At 66.2% G+C, this 14,755-nt stretch carries 13 protein-coding genes; 5 read left to right on the top strand and 8 right to left on the bottom strand.

Annotated elements, in window-relative coordinates:
* Window positions 1-49: 49 nt before the first annotated feature.
* On the bottom strand, window positions 50-877 hold the full coding sequence (gene queF, locus H162_RS0111750) for an NADPH-dependent 7-cyano-7-deazaguanine reductase QueF (RefSeq protein ID WP_020653667.1): 828 nt from the start codon (window positions 875-877) through the stop codon (window positions 50-52).
* Between the two features lie 108 nt (window positions 878-985).
* Complete coding sequence (gene ilvA, locus H162_RS0111755; RefSeq protein WP_020653668.1) at window positions 986-2,524, bottom strand: threonine ammonia-lyase, biosynthetic; 1,539 nt, start codon at window positions 2,522-2,524, stop codon at window positions 986-988.
* A 188-nt stretch (window positions 2,525-2,712) separates the two neighbouring features.
* Between ilvA and H162_RS0111760 the strand changes: the two genes are divergently transcribed.
* The 5 genes from H162_RS0111760 to H162_RS0111780 all read left to right on the top strand — a co-directional run bounded on the left by H162_RS0111760 (window position 2,713) and on the right by H162_RS0111780 (window position 8,926).
* Window positions 2,713-3,216: a YqaA family protein gene (locus H162_RS0111760; protein WP_020653669.1), complete on the top strand. Its 504-nt coding sequence runs from the start codon at window positions 2,713-2,715 to the stop codon at window positions 3,214-3,216.
* Window positions 3,217-3,280: 64 nt separating this feature from the next.
* On the top strand, window positions 3,281-3,844 hold the full coding sequence (locus H162_RS0111765; RefSeq protein WP_020653670.1) for a flavin reductase family protein: 564 nt from the start codon (window positions 3,281-3,283) through the stop codon (window positions 3,842-3,844).
* Window positions 3,845-4,053: 209 nt separating this feature from the next.
* A complete protein-coding gene (locus H162_RS0111770) occupies window positions 4,054-8,061 on the top strand; it encodes an FAD/FMN-binding oxidoreductase (RefSeq protein ID WP_020653671.1) in 4,008 nt (1,335 codons plus the stop codon).
* A complete protein-coding gene (locus H162_RS0111775; protein WP_020653672.1) occupies window positions 8,058-8,495 on the top strand; it encodes an HIT family protein in 438 nt (145 codons plus the stop codon). The genes H162_RS0111770 and H162_RS0111775 overlap by 4 nt, the downstream gene beginning before the upstream one ends.
* Before the next feature lie 14 nt (window positions 8,496-8,509).
* Window positions 8,510-8,926 carry a gamma-butyrobetaine hydroxylase family protein gene (locus H162_RS0111780; protein ID WP_020653673.1) on the top strand — a complete coding sequence of 139 codons (417 nt, stop codon included), beginning with the start codon at window positions 8,510-8,512 and terminating at the stop codon, window positions 8,924-8,926.
* 115 nt (window positions 8,927-9,041) lie between these two features.
* Here the strand turns inward: H162_RS0111780 and H162_RS0111785 are convergent, their stop codons facing one another.
* The 6 genes from H162_RS0111785 to H162_RS0111810 all read right to left on the bottom strand — a co-directional run bounded on the left by H162_RS0111785 (window position 9,042) and on the right by H162_RS0111810 (window position 14,534).
* On the bottom strand, window positions 9,042-9,245 hold the full coding sequence (locus H162_RS0111785; protein WP_020653674.1) for a cold-shock protein: 204 nt from the start codon (window positions 9,243-9,245) through the stop codon (window positions 9,042-9,044).
* Between the two features lie 225 nt (window positions 9,246-9,470).
* A complete protein-coding gene (locus H162_RS0111790; protein ID WP_020653675.1) occupies window positions 9,471-10,919 on the bottom strand; it encodes a hypothetical protein in 1,449 nt (482 codons plus the stop codon).
* 30 nt (window positions 10,920-10,949) lie between these two features.
* Entirely contained in the window at window positions 10,950-11,507 is a 558-nt protein-coding gene (locus H162_RS30650; RefSeq protein WP_020653676.1) for a hypothetical protein, read from the bottom strand.
* Between the two features lie 11 nt (window positions 11,508-11,518).
* Window positions 11,519-12,196, bottom strand: coding sequence for a C39 family peptidase (locus tag H162_RS0111800; RefSeq protein WP_020653677.1), 678 nt, complete (start codon window positions 12,194-12,196; stop codon window positions 11,519-11,521).
* Between the two features lies 1 nt (window position 12,197).
* Window positions 12,198-12,587, bottom strand: a complete 390-nt coding sequence (locus H162_RS0111805; RefSeq protein WP_020653678.1) for a hypothetical protein — start codon at window positions 12,585-12,587, stop codon at window positions 12,198-12,200.
* A gap of 57 nt (window positions 12,588-12,644) precedes the next feature.
* On the bottom strand, window positions 12,645-14,534 hold the full coding sequence (locus tag H162_RS0111810) for a hypothetical protein (protein ID WP_020653679.1): 1,890 nt from the start codon (window positions 14,532-14,534) through the stop codon (window positions 12,645-12,647).
* Window positions 14,535-14,755 lie beyond the last annotated feature (221 nt).

The raw sequence follows: 14,755 nt of genomic DNA on the forward strand, positions 1-14,755 counted from the left end.
AAAGGCCCGGGCGGCTGTGGCCAAAATCGGACAGCCGCCGGCGCCGCGCTTACTGGCGCGCGGTGCGCAGGTTGGGTGGCCTGCCGGTGCTGAAGTTGGCGCGCCATGGATTGATGTCGAGACCGCCACGTCGGGTGTAGCGGGCATAGACCGCCAGCTGGCTCGGCTTGCATTGGCGCAGCACGTCCATGAAGATGCGTTCCACGCATTGCTCGTGGAATTCGTTGTGCTCGCGGAAACCGATCAGGTATTTCAGCAGGCCTTCCTGGTCGATCTGCGGACCGGCATAGCGGATCTGCACGGTGCCCCAGTCCGGCTGGCCGGTGACCAGGCAGTTCGACTTGAGCAGGTGCGACACCAGGGTTTCCTCGACCGGCGCTTCGGCGTGGCTGGCGGACAGCAGCTGCGGCGAGGGAAGGTACTGGTCGATCTCGACATCCAGGCGGTCGAGCAGCACGCCGTCCGGCTCGCCCATCCTGATGCTGCCGAAGGCGTCCGGGCTGGTGATGCTGACGTGGACCGGCGCGCCGAAGGCGTTCGACAGGTCTTCGCGCAGCAGCGCCAGCAGCGCCTCGCTGCCCGCCAGGCGGGTCTGGTTGAACGAGTTCAGGTAGAGCTTGAAGGACTTGGACTCGACGATGTTGGGCGAATCGGCCGGCGCCGTGACGGTGGCGATCGCCACCTGCGGCTTGCCGCGCATGTTCAGCCACGACAGTTCGTAGGCGTTCCAGATGTCGACCCCGAAGAAGGGCAGGGTGCCCGACAGGCCGAGCTCGTCGCGCTTTTGCTGGCGCGGGATCGGGAACAGCAGTTCGGGTGCGTACTGGCTCTGGTACGCGGAGGATTTGCCAAGTGGCGATTGATCAGCAGTATTCATAGCGTAAAAGGGCGCTTGTGGCGCCCGGAGAATCGGCAGCTCCGGCTGCCGACGCATTCAATGTGCAAGCGGACCGCGCATGGATAACGCGCCATCCGGCCTCGTCTTTCAGGACCCCAGGAACAGCTTATACACCGGATTGGCGCTTTCGTCCCAATACCGGTAGCCGAGCGTTGCCAGGAACTGGCGGAACTCGTCCATTTCGGCGCGCGGCACCTGCAGGCCGACCAGGATGCGGCCGACGTCGCCGCCCTGGTTGCGGTAGTGGAACAGGGAAATGTTCCAGTTCGGCGCCATGCTTTCCAGGAAACGCATCAGCGCGCCCGGCCGTTCGGGGAATTCGAAACGATACAGCAATTCGTCGTGCGCCAGGCTGCTCTTGCCGCCGACCAGGTGGCGGATGTGCAGCTTGGCCAGTTCGTCGTAGGTCAGGTCGAGGGTGCGGAAGTCGTGTTCCTCGAAGGTGCGCGCCAGCAGGCTCGATTCGTTGCGGCTGCCGACCTGCACGCCGACGAAGATGTGGGCTTCGCGTTCGTCGCTGATGCGGTAGTTGAACTCGGTGACGTTGCGCGGGCCGATCAGGGCGCAGAAGCGGCGGAAGCTGCCGCGCTGCTCGGGGATGGTCACCGCGAACACCGCTTCGCGCGACTCGCCCAGTTCGGCGCGTTCGGCCACGAAGCGCAGGCGGTCGAAGTTCATGTTGGCGCCGCAGGCGATCGCCACCAGGGTCTCGCCCTTGATCGGTTCGCGGTTCATCTGCGAGCGCTCGACATAGGCCTTGGCGCCGGCCACCGCGAGCGCGCCGGCCGGTTCCAGGATGCTGCGCGTGTCCTGGAACACGTCCTGGATCGCGGCGCAGATCGCGTCGGTGTCGACCAGGATGATCTCGTCGACCACCTTCTGGGCGACGCGGAAGGTTTCCTCGCCCACCAGGCGCACCGCGGTGCCGTCCGAGAACAGGCCGACGTCGGACAGGGTCACGCGCTGGCCGGCCTTCAGGCTGCGCGCCATCGCGTCGGAATCGAGCGTCTGCACGCCGATCACCTTGATGTCCGGGCGGATTTCCTTGATGTAGGCGCCGACGCCGGCGATCAGGCCGCCGCCGCCGATGGCCACGAACACCGCATGGATCGGGCCCGAATGCTGGCGCAGGATCTCCATGCCGATCGTGCCCTGGCCGGCGATCACGTCGGGGTCGTCGAACGGGTGCACGAAGGTCAGGCGCTGCTCCTTCTCGAGCGTGATCGCGTGCTGGTAGGCGTCGGTGTAGGAGTCGCCATGCAGCACCACCTCGACCGCCGCGCCGCCGCGCGCCTTGACCGCATCGATCTTGACCTGGGGCGTGGTGGTCGGCATCACGATCAGCGCGCGGCAGCCGAGGCGGCTGGCCGACAGCGCCACGCCCTGGGCGTGGTTGCCGGCCGAGGCGCAGATCACGCCGCGCTTGAGCTGCTCGGGCGAGAGGTTGGCCATCTTGTTGTAGGCGCCGCGCAGCTTGAAGCTGAACACGCTCTGCATGTCCTCGCGCTTGAAGTAGATGCGGTTGCCCAGGCGCTGGGACAGCGTCGGGGCCAGGTCCAGCGGGGTCTCTTCGGCGACGTCGTAGACGCGTGCGGTCAGGATTTTCTTGAGGTAGTCGGTAGTCATGTTCGGATAGCGGTAAGGTGGCCAATGATACTGGCGGTCCGGACGACGCGAACTGTTCTGCTGGGCGGGTGACCGTGGCGCGCAGTACGATACGATGCGCTGGGTGTCAGGCCGGTCGTATCGTGTCGTTACGATAAGTGATCCTCATTATAATGGACGACAAAGACCAACGCGTGAAGCACCCCTAGATGATCGAATCCGCCGTACTCTGGCTCCTCAAAGTCCTTGCCGCCCCGACCGTCGGGCTGACCTCCGTATTCATCATCAGCTTCGTTTCCGCGACCCTGCTGCCGCTCGGGTCGGAGCCGGCCGTGTTCGCGGTCGTGAAGGCCAACGGCGCCATGTTCTGGCCGGCGATCCTGGTGGCCACCGTCGGCAACACGCTGGGCGGCGCGGTCGACTACTTCGTCGGCTACCGCGCCAAGATCGCGTTCGCGAAGGAGCGCCAGAGCCGCTGGTTCGGCTGGCTCAAGCGCTACGGCGCCAAGACCATGATGCTGTCCTGGGTGCCGGGCGTGGGCGACCCGCTGTGCACCCTGGCGGGCTGGCTGCACCTGCCGTTCTGGCCCAGCGTCATGTACATGGCGATCGGCAAGTTCGCGCGCTACGTCACCATGACCGCCGCGCTGCTCTACATCCCGGACGGCTTCTGGAAGAGCCTGGGGGGCATGCTGGGGCGCATCACCGGCTGACGCGCTGCAGGCACGGCGCGGGAGGGCCATAATGCCCTTTTCCACAGCTTCCAAGGATGCCCGCATGGCCCAGCGACTCCCGGTCGACCTCGAAAAATCCTACCGCCTCCTGAACCACGGCCCGACCGTGCTGGTCTCGAGCAACCACGGCGGCACCGTCAACGTGATGGCCGCGGCCTGGTCGATGCCGCTCGACTTCCAGCCGCCCAAGGTGGCGGTGGTGATCGACAGGAACACGCTCACCCGCAGGCTGGTCGAAGCCTCGGGCGAATTCGCCCTCAACGTGCCCTCGCGCGAACTGGCGCGCCTGACCCTGTCCGTCGGCTCGGTGTCGGGGCGCGACGTCGACAAGTTCAGCGCCAACGCCGTCCCCACCTTCGCCGCCGAGAAAATCGGCGCGCCGCTGCTCGAGGATTGCCTGGGCTGGCTCGAGTGCCGCGTGATCCCCGAGCCGCACATCCAGGAGACCTACGACCTGTTCCTGGCCGAGGTGGTCGCCGCCTGGGCCGACCCGGCGGCCTTCGTCAACGGACGCTGGAACACGGAGCCGGGCGGCCGTAAAAGCATCCACTACGTCGCGGGCGGGCACTTCTTCGAGACCGGCGACGCCTTCGAGATCGAGGACTGATCCCTAACGCCGTATGCCGTTCCGCTCGGGAGTCAGTAGAAATGATGCATGGGTGCGATTTCGGGCGAATTAAGTTTGCAGTTTTGGTGAGGTGAAATCATTTTGTTGCGCCGACATTCTTGTATTGACACGGCTTCCTCTGCGTGGTGCAGCGCAATAAGCTAGAATGGATATCCTTCGGGCCAGTCCGACAGTCGAATCGAAATCCCATGAACGCCCCCGCACACATCCATACCCTGCTTGCCGATAACGCTCCCGCGCGCCTGCGCGAGATCCCGTACAACTACACCTCGTTCTCCGACCGCGAGATCGTGATCCGCTTGCTGGGTGAATCGTCGTGGCGGCTGCTCGACGAACTGCGCGGCGCGCGCCAGACCGGGCGCTCGGCGCGCATGCTGTACGAGGTGCTGGGCGATATCTGGGTGGTGCGCCGCAATCCCTACCTGCAGGACGACATGCTGGACAACCCCAAGCGCCGCGCCAAGCTGATCGAGGCGCTGCACCACCGCCTGGCGGAAGTCGACAAGCGCCGCACGACGGTCGATGTCGCCGAGGGCGACGCCGCGGCCGGCGCGGCGCGCAGCGCCGCGGTGGAGCAGCTGCTGGCGGCCGCGCGCCGCGCGGTGGACGATTTCGCGCGCGAGTTCCGCGACATGTACGACCTGCGCAAGCGCGCGCAGAAGGTGCTGGGCGCCTACACCGACAAGCGCAACATCCGCTTCGACGGCATGCACCGCATCTCGCACGTGACCGACGCCACCGACTGGCGCGTCGAATACCCGTTCCTGGTGCTGGTGCCCGACAGCGAGGAAGAGATGGCCGGCCTGGTCAAGGGCTGCATCGAGCTGGGCCTGACCATCATCCCGCGCGGCGGCGGCACCGGCTACACCGGCGGCGCGATTCCCCTCACGCCGATGTCGGCCGTGATCAACACCGAGAAGCTGATCGGGATGGGCGCGGTCGAGATGACGTCCCTGCCGGGCGTGGACCGCGAATACGCGACCATCCACACCGGCGCCGGCGTCATCACCCAGAGCGTGTCGCAGGCGGCCGAGAAGGCCGGCTTCGTGTTCGCGGTCGACCCGACCTCGGCCCACGCGTCCTGCATCGGCGGCAACATCGCGATGAACGCGGGCGGCAAGAAGGCCGTCCTGTGGGGCACGGCGCTGGACAACCTGGCGTCGTGGCGCATGGTCGACGTGAACGGCGACTGGCTCGAGGTCACGCGCATGGACCACAACCTGTCCAAGATCCACGACGCGCCGGTCGCCACCTTCAAGTGCGAATGGACCCATCCGGTGCCGAAGGGCGCCGCCAGGGCAGAACCCTTCCGCACCGAGATGCTGGTCATCGAAGGCCGCCGCTTCCGCAAGGAAGGCCTGGGCAAGGACGTCACCGACAAGTTCCTGTCCGGCCTGCCGGGCATCCAGAAAGAGGGCACCGACGGCCTGATCACCTCGGCGCGCTGGATCCTGCACAAGATGCCGAAGTTCACCCGCACCGTGGCGCTGGAATTCTTCGGCCACGCGAGCGACGCGATTCCGTCGATCGTCGAGATCAAGGACTACCTCGACGGCCTGCCGAAGAACGGCGACCCGGCCTTCGCCACCCTGCGCCTGGCGGGCCTGGAGCACCTCGATGAGCGCTACCTGCGCGCGGTCGGCTATGCCACCAAGTCCAAGCGCGGCGTGCTGCCGAAGATGGCGCTGTTCGGCGACATCGTCGGCGACGACGAGAACGCGGTCGCGATCGCGGCCTCGGAAGTGGTGCGCATCGCGAACACCCGCGTGGGCGAGGGCTTCGTCGCCGTCAGCCCGGAAGCGCGCAAGAAGTTCTGGCTCGACCGCGCCCGCACCGCCGCCATCGCGCGCCACACCAACGCCTTCAAGATCAACGAAGACGTGGTGATCCCGCTGAACCGCATGGGCGAGTACACCGACGGCATCGAGCGCATCAACATCGAGCTGTCGATCAAGAACAAGCTGCAGCTGGTCGACCAGCTGCACGACTACCTCGGCAACGAGCACCTGCCGATCGAGAAGAGCGACGACGCCACCAGCGACACCGTGGACCGCGCCGAGATCCTGGGCGACCGCCCGCAGCAGGCGCTGGCGCTGGTGGAACTGGTCGGCAAGCGCTGGGCCTTCATCCTGGCCAACCTCGACGCGCCGCTGGCCGATGTGCGCGGCCAGCTCGACGAGCTGGGGCTGGACCACCTGTCCGGCACGCTCGACGGGCGCATCGGCCAGAAGCCGGACGTGCGCCTGTTCGACGTGGTGCAGGACCATACCGTGCGCGTGTCGTGGAAGCAGGAGCTGCGCGCGCCGCTGCGCCAGATCTTCAACGGCGCCGCCTACAAGTGCATCCTCGACGAGTGCACCGCGATCCACAAGCGCGTGCTGCGCTCGCGCGTGTTCGTGGCGCTGCACATGCACGCGGGCGACGGCAACGTGCACACCAACCTGCCGGTCAACTCGGACGACTACGCGATGCTGCAGGACGCGCACAAGGCGGTCGAGCGCATCATGAAGCTGGCGCGCTCGCTCGACGGCGTGATCTCGGGCGAACACGGGATCGGCATCACCAAGCTCGAATTCCTCACCGACGCCGAGATCCAGGACTTCCGCGACTACAAGCTGCGCATCGACCCGGAAGGCCGCTTCAACAAGGGCAAGCTGCTCAACCTGGAAGGCGCCCACGCCGACCTGCGCAACGCCTACACGCCCTCGTTCGGCCTGATGGGCCACGAATCGCTGATCATGCAGCAGAGCGATATCGGCGAGATCGCCAACAGCATCAAGGACTGCCTGCGCTGCGGCAAGTGCAAGCCGGTGTGCACCACCCACGTGCCGCAGGCGAACCTGCTGTACTCGCCGCGCGACAAGATCCTCGCCACCTCGGCCCTGATCGAGGCCTTCCTGTACGAGGAACAGACCCGCCGCGGCGTCTCGATCCGCCATTGGGAAGAGTTCGAGGACGTCTCCGACCACTGCACCGTGTGTCACAAGTGCGTGACGCCGTGCCCGGTGAACATCGACTTCGGCGACGTCTCGATGAACATGCGTAACCTGCTGCGCAAGATGGACAAGCGCAGCTTCAAGCCGGCCAACCGCGCCGCCATGTTCTTCCTGAACGCGACCGACCCGACCACCATCAACGCCACCCGCAAGGCGATGGTCGATCTCGGCTACAAGGCCCAGCGCATGGGCGCCGGCCTGCTCAAGGGCCTGGCGAAGGAACAGACCAAGGCGCCGCCGCCGACCACCGGCAAGCCGCCGGTCCGCGAGCAGGTGATCCACTTCATCAACAAGAAAATGCCGGGCAACCTGCCGAAGAAGACCGCGCGCGCGCTGCTCGACATCGAGGACGACAAGGTCATCCCGATCATCCGCAATCCGAAGAAGACCACGGCCGACACCGAAGCCGTGTTCTACTTCCCGGGCTGCGGCTCGGAGCGCCTGTTCTCGCAGGTGGGCCTGGCGACCCAGGCGATGCTGTGGGAAGTGGGCGTGCAGACCGTGCTGCCGCCGGGTTACCTGTGCTGCGGCTATCCGCAGCGCGGCGCCGGCCAGTACGACAAGGCCGACAAGATGATGACGGATAACCGCGTGCTGTTCCACCGCATGGCCAACACGCTCAACTACCTCGACATCAAGACGGTGCTGGTCTCGTGCGGCACCTGCTACGACCAGCTGGCGACCTACGAGTTCGAGAAGATCTTCCCGGGCTGCCGCATCATGGACATCCACGAGTACCTGCTCGAGAAGGGCGTCAAGCTCGAGGGCGTGAACGGCACCCGCTACATGTACCACGATCCCTGCCACACGCCGATGAAGATGCAGGATCCGCTCAAGACCGTGAATGCGCTGGTGGCGACGTCCGACAACGTGAAGATCGAGAAGAACGACCGCTGCTGCGGCGAGTCGGGCACCTTCGCGGTGAGCCGTCCGGACATCTCGACCCAGGTCCGCTTCCGCAAGGAGCAGGAGATGGAGAAGGGGGCCGACAAGCTGCGCGCCGACGGCTTCAAGGGCGACGTCAAGATCCTGACCAGCTGCCCGTCCTGCCTGCAGGGCCTGTCGCGCTACGACGACGATTCCGGCACCAGCGCCGACTACATCGTGGTCGAGATCGCGAAGCACCTGCTGGGCGAGAACTGGCTGCCCGACTACGTGGCCCGCGCCAACAGCGGCGGCATCGAGCGGGTGCTGGTATGACGGCCATTCCCGTCCGCCAGCCCGGCTGCGAGCTGTGCGAGCTGTCCGCGCCGAGGGTCTGGTGCGGCGACAAGTTCAGCGTCATCCTGGTCGACGACGCCGCCTATCCGGGCTTTTGCCGCGTGATCTGGCACGAGCACGTGCGCGAGATGAGCGACCTGGCGCGCGAGGACCGGCTGCTGCTGAACGACGCCGTGTTCCAGGTCGAGGAAGCGGTGCGCGAAGTGATGCAGCCGCTGAAGGTCAACGTGGCCAGCCTGGGCAACGTGGTGCCGCACCTGCACTGGCACGTGATCCCGCGCTATGCCGACGACGCGCACTTCCCGGCGCCGGTATGGGCCCAGGCCGCGCGCCAGACCGGCCAGGCCGTGCTGGACGCGCGCCGCGCGCTGCTGCCGGAACTGCAGGCCGCGATCGCGCGCCGATTCAAATGACAAGAGGACTCTCCATGCCCAATCCGACCGAACTGACCGTCCACCAGAAATCGCGCCTGCTCGACATCGCCTTCGACGACGGTTCCGCCTTTTCGATCCCGTTCGAGCTGCTGCGCGTGTATTCGCCGTCGGCCGAGGTGAAGGGACACGGGCCGGGCCAGGAAGTGCTCCAGGTCGGGAAGCGCGAAGTCGGCATCACCGGCGTCGAGCCGGTCGGGAACTATGCGATCAAGCCGCTGTTCTCTGATGGGCATGCGACCGGGATCTACAGCTGGGATTACCTGTACAAGCTGGGCAGCGAGCAGGGGCCGCTGTGGCAGCAGTACCTGGGACGGCTGCATGCGGCCGGATTCGAAGGGGACAGCGGGCGCGCGCCGGGCACGGAACTGCCGGGGGCGCCGGTGATGTCGGGGTGCGGGCACAAGCACTGAGCCCGTTGCGTCGCCGAAACGCAACACGAGGCGCCGCAATACCCACCAAAGCAAAGAGCACGCCCTCGGACGTGCTCTCGTCGTTTGCGGGCCCCGGATTACAGGGCAGCAAAGCTTACTGCGGCTGGATGTTCGCAGCCTGCTTGCCTTTTGGGCCGGCAGTGATGTCGAAGCTTACGCGCTGATTTTCCTGCAGCGACTTGAAGCCGGTTACGTTGATGGCCGAGAAGTGCGCGAAGACGTCTTCGCCACCGCCATCAGGCGTAATGAAGCCGAAACCCTTCGCATCGTTGAACCACTTGACAGTGCCAGTCGCCATTTTCAATTCCCTCAAAAAAAATTTATCGTTTTATCGCAGTGCTGTGCCGAAGGACGGGAACCAAGCGGCATGTTTACAATGCGAATCTAATTATAGTGAATTTCATTAAAAGTTTAGTAAGATTTTTTCAATCGTATTCCCCCTCCCCAATTAACGTTTCCATAACCCCCTGATTGCTGGCCGGTCACGGAAACGCCCCTCTTTCAGAAACGCCCCCTTCTTCCCTCAGAATGACATCGGTATCCGCACCGTCAGCGTGACGTCCGGGGTGTCGCGCGTGACGCCGGCGCCCACCGCGATGTTGAACGTGCGCTTTTCGTTCATGCGGTACGAGTAGCCCAGCAGCAAGGTGCCGAGCTGGGTCCGCACCGAGCCCGCCACCGGCGAGCCGTTCTGGCGCAGCCGCGCGATCGTGCTGTGGTCGTAGCCCAGGCTCAGCGAGGCCTTGTCGTTCAGCGCCAGGCCCATGCCGAAGTTAAAGCCGATCACGTTGCCCGGCTCCAGCTCGCCCAGCGCCTCGCGCAGGCCGCCGCGCACCCTGCGCTCGACGGTGCGCTTGATGTTGTGCACATAGCTCAGGTTGCCGAAGAAGACCGCCGGATCGGATGGATACAGCCAGGTCAGGCTGCCCTGTACCGACTGGAAGCCGGAACCGGTCGGCAGGCTCAGCGGCAGGCCGGTGCCGGTCACGTTCTCGCCGATGCAGCGGGTCTGGCAGTCGGTCACGACCTCGAACGGATCCTTGCCCGTGCGGCTCTTGTAGCGCAGGCCGGCGATGTAGAAAGCCTTGTCCGGGCCGCCGTCGTTGAGCTGGTAGCGTGCCGCCAGTTCGGCGTCGCCGATCTTCCTGCCGCTGGTGTTGAACACGCGCTCGACCGCCGTGCCGGTGAAGATCTCGCGGCTGACGGTAGCGTCCGAGCGGTAGACATAAGGCATCTTGGCCTCGACTTCCATCCGGTTGCTCAGGCCGGTACGGATGGTCAGCGCCCCGGTGAAGGTATTGCGCTTGATTTCACGCACGTCGACCAGGCCGATCAGGAGCGCCGGGATTACGGTGTAGCCGACCAGCGCCACCCGGTTGCTCGAGGAGTAGCCGAATTGCAGCGAAGGTTCGAAGATGAACTTGCCGCGCGGCGTCAGCACGCCCGGCTGCTCGAACAGCGGCGCCACTTCCGGTGGGCGGTTCTCGCGCTGGCGGGTGGACGTGTTTTGCTGCTGCGCCTGGACCGGGTCCTGGGCGGCGGCGGGGCGGGGCGCCGCCGGGTTGGTCGGCTGGACGACCGGCGGCTGCGCCACCGGGGCCTGTCCGGTGCCGGCGCCGCCGGTGCCGCGCTGTTCGGCCAGGACGTCGGCACCCATGCCGGGCAGCAGCAGGATGCTGTCGGTGGCCGGCCGGGCCCGCGGTCCGGCCGCCAGTCCGGGGCGCTGCGCCGCCGCGTCCGGCGTGGCGTCTCCCTGCAGGCGCTGGAGCTGCGCGCGCTGGGATTTCACTTCCTGTACCAGTTTGTCGACGAGGGCGCGCTGTGCGGCCAGCTCCGCCTTCATGACCGCCAGTTCCTGTTCCGTGGCGGCCGGGGCGGCGCCGGCCGTGGGTTGCTGCTGGGCGAATACGGACGGCGTCAGCAGGGCTGCCGCGAGTCCGGCGGCTCTGAGCCGCGCGACATGTGGGGACATCCGGTTTCTCCAGAGTGATGATTAATAATATTACAAGTTTCCTGCTGAGCGCACCAGCGCATCATGAATTGTTGACTGGATATTGAGGTCTTTCAGCAGGGACATGCTGTTCACCGTGGAGGTAATCGTGGTATAGGCACTGATCGTCTGGTCGTTCAGGCTGTTCTGGATCACCGTGGCGCCGTTCCCCAGGGCGAGGTCGGGCGCCGCGAAGTTGTTGTTGCCAATCTGGATCAGCCGGCCTGCGCCGATGGCTTCCTGCGCCAGGCGCGCCTGGTCGGCAGTCATGGTGGTCAGGTCGGGAATGGCGATGTTCGTGCGTGACATGACTTCGCCATTGACCGAGACCACGCGCTCGATGCCGAGCGCCAGCGTCAGTCCGCCCGGGACGTCGAAGCCGCCGCGGGTGTCCTCGAGCGCGTCGGCTGTCACCGGCGTGCCGAAGGCGGAAAGGTCCGACTCGCCGGCGTCGCCGACACCCGCCTCGGCTTCGCCGGCCCCCGAGGCATGGACCGCCGGCATCGTCCCGGCTGCGCCGAGAAGCGCGGCCAGCAGGGCGGCCGCGCGTACAGTGTGAAACCAGCGCATATGAATTCCTTTCAAAAATCGCCAGGGCCGAATTTCGGCAGCGTGGCGCTGAGCTGGTCCTGGTACATGCCGACACCCAGCGGCGCCCTTGGTGCGGTGCGCCAGTCGTCGGGGGCATTGAAGGCAGCCTGGCTGCGGTGGCTGTGGATGACGAACAACAGCTTGTTGCGCCAGATCTCCCGGAAGCGATCCAGGCTCACGATCCGGTTGCCGGTGGATGGGTCGCCCATCAGGATGCGGCCGTCCTCGGCGCCCTTGATGACGACAAAATGGTTGTAGCCGCGGTCGGTGACCAGGACGATGGCAGGCAGCTTTTCAGCGATCAATTTCTCGATCGGAAGCTGGAAACCGTCGCCGCGGAAGCCGCGCGAGGCAAGGAAGCGCTGCATGTCGAGCAGCGAGAAACCCTGGCGCTTGATCTTGTCCTGGTCGCCCTGGGTGAACATCTGTTCGAAGACGGTCTGCTCGCTGGTCGGCGTGCCGTAGTGGTGCGTCAGCAGGGTGGCGAGTGCGGCCGAGCCGCAACTGTAGTCGTACTGCTGGCGCGTGGTGCGCTTGAACTTGATGTCCTTCATGCTGGTGACGGGCACGTTGACGCGCTGCCCCACCGCCAGTTCGATAGCGGGCACCGGACGGGCCGGCGCCAGCAGGGTGCCGCACAGGGCGGCGAGGAGAAGTCCTCGTTTCATACTATTGCATGTGCAGGTTGATGACGGTTGCGTTCTGGATCAGGACGTTCGCGCCGCTGTTCTGAATCACCACCGGAAGGCCCGAGGAATTCGCGAACGAGCCGCCCTGGATGACGTTCATGCCAGTGACGACATTGGTCGCGCTGTTGTTGCCGACCCCGCCACTGAGGGTGGCCGAGGCCTCGTTGTTGATTACATCGGAGCCGCCGCGCTGGCCGGCAAGCTGTGTGGTGTCGGCCTTCTTGCCCAGGGACGGATCGTCCGTGACAGGCGCAACCCGCACCTCGGAAAGGAAACCGACCTTGACGGGCAGTTGTTCCGGTTCGGCGGCCTGGACAGCCAGTGACAACGACGCCAGCGCTGCCAGCAGGTAGGGAGTAGTCCGCTTCATCGTGCTCTCGCTTGAAAAAGCCGTCACGCGGCCGGAGCCGCGTGACGGCAGTTGGTGTTACTGGCCGCCGACGTTCATGTTCGACTGGACGTTGACGCTCTGCTGGATCAGCGAGGAGAGGCCGGAGTTCTGGCTGATCACCATGATGCCCGCAGCCGACTGGGCGGTGCCAGTCATCGCGTTCGACATGTCGAACGCGCCGGTGGTCACGTTGTTGGTGCCGCCTGCGCCGCCGGTGCCCGCGCCGCCTGCGCCGCCGTTGCCTGCGCCAGCGGTGTTGGTGCCGCTGCTGCCGCCTGCGCCGCCGGTGCCGCCTGCGCCGCCCGCACCGCCTGCGCCGCCGTCGCCGCTGCTGGTGTCACCGGAGGACGCCGTGCTGCTCGCGTCGCCGTTGGTGGCCGCGCCGCCTGCGCCGCCCGCACCGGCAGTGTTGGACGCCGCACCGCTCGCGCCGCCTGCCGCGCCCGCGCCGCCGGTTGCGGTGCCGGCAGCGCCTGCGCCGCCTGCTCCGCCTGCCGCACCGCTGCCTGCCGCGCCTGCGCCGCCTGCCGCGCCGTTGCCTGCGCCGCCTGCACCGCCAGTGCTGGTCAGGGCTGCGCCTGCGCCGCCTGCACCGCCGGTGGCAGCGCCGCTAGCCGCGCCGGAACCGGTGGTGTTGGTGGCTCCGCCGCCTGCGCCGCCTGCGCCGCCTGCGCCGCCGGTCGAAGCACCGGCAGTGTTGGCGTTACCGCCAGCGGTTCCTGCGCCACCGGTCTGGGTATCGGCGCCATCGCCGCCATTGCCGTTGCCGCCGCCGACACCGACGCTCACACCAACCTGGAGCGAGCCGCTCGCGCCGCCGCCGCCGCCGCCGCCGCCGGCTGCGCCGCCGGTTGCGCTGCCGCCGCCGCCGGAGCCGCCATCGCCGCTACCCGCGCCGCCGCCGGTGCCGCCGTTGCCGCCGGCCAGGTAGCCGGTACGGCCGCCGTCGCCGCCGACGCCGAAGCCGCCGGAGCCGCCACGGCCGCCAAAGCCCGAGCCGCCTTTGCCGCCATCTCCGCCGCCGCCGCCGACCGCGATCGCGTTGCCGCCCGAGCCGCCACGGCCGCCGTCGCCGCTGCTGGCGTTGCCGGTGGCGCCGCCGTAGCCGCCGTTGGCGCCGTTGGCGTCGCCGACCGATGCGCTGCCGCTGCGGGCATCGCCGCCCTTGGCGTCGCCGCTGGAGCCGCCGCGTGCGCCGTCACCGGCATAGCTGTTGCCGCCGTCCCCGGCGATGCCGACGGCCTTGCCGCCATCGCCGTCACCGCCTTTCGCGCCATAGCCCTTGCCGCCGTTGGCGTCGCCGCTGTTGGTGGCGTAGTTGCCGATGTTGCTGATCTCGTTGCCGATCACGGCGCCCTTCAGGATGCTGGTAGCCGTGGCGGTCGAGGTGTTGAACGAGTTGGTGATCGAGGAAGTCGCGGTCGAACCGTTGTTGGCCGCTGCAGCGCCCAACGCGGAGGCGGCATCGCCCTCGCTGTTGTTCTGGCCCGAATTGTCGGTCGTCTTGGTGTAGGTATCGTTGTCGTTCTTGGTAATCGTCGTCGTCTTGGTATCAGTCTCGGTATTCGAGAAAGTCTTGGTGTCGTTGTCGTTCTTGGTAATGGTCGTCGTCTTGGTGTCGTTGTCGTTCTTGGTGATGGTCGTCGTCTTGGTGTCGGTCTCGGTATTGGTGAAAGTGTTGGTCTTGGTGTCGTTGTCGTTCTTGGTGATGTTGTTGGTCCTGGTGTCGGTCTCGGTGTTGGTGATGGTCGCCGTCTTGCTGTTGTCGCTGTTGTCCGTGTAGGTGCTGTTGTCCGTCTTGATCGTCTGGTTCGACACCGCGACCGCAAGGTTGCGGTCGCCATCGATCGTATTTTCCGCAGTGCTTTGTGCATGTGCCATGCCGAATGCCAGGGCGATCGCCGTTGCCAGGATAGTGCGCTTCATTATGACTCCCCTTGTGTCACTGAGTTGAGATGTCCGGCGCCGAGATGCTGCCGGTCCATCTTCCAATTAGCACTTGCCGTGCCAGCGCAATTCCATGTTCCAAGTCACTGATTTGTAGGACTAATTTGATGAGCTAACGTAAGGCGCGTGGAAATTGATGAGGGTAGTCAATGGCTGCAGGAGCAGCTGTCTCAACGGTGTGACAGCAGTGACACTTTTCG

This window comes from Massilia niastensis DSM 21313 (assembly GCF_000382345.1).
GTDB lineage: Bacteria > Pseudomonadota > Gammaproteobacteria > Burkholderiales > Burkholderiaceae_D > Telluria > Telluria niastensis.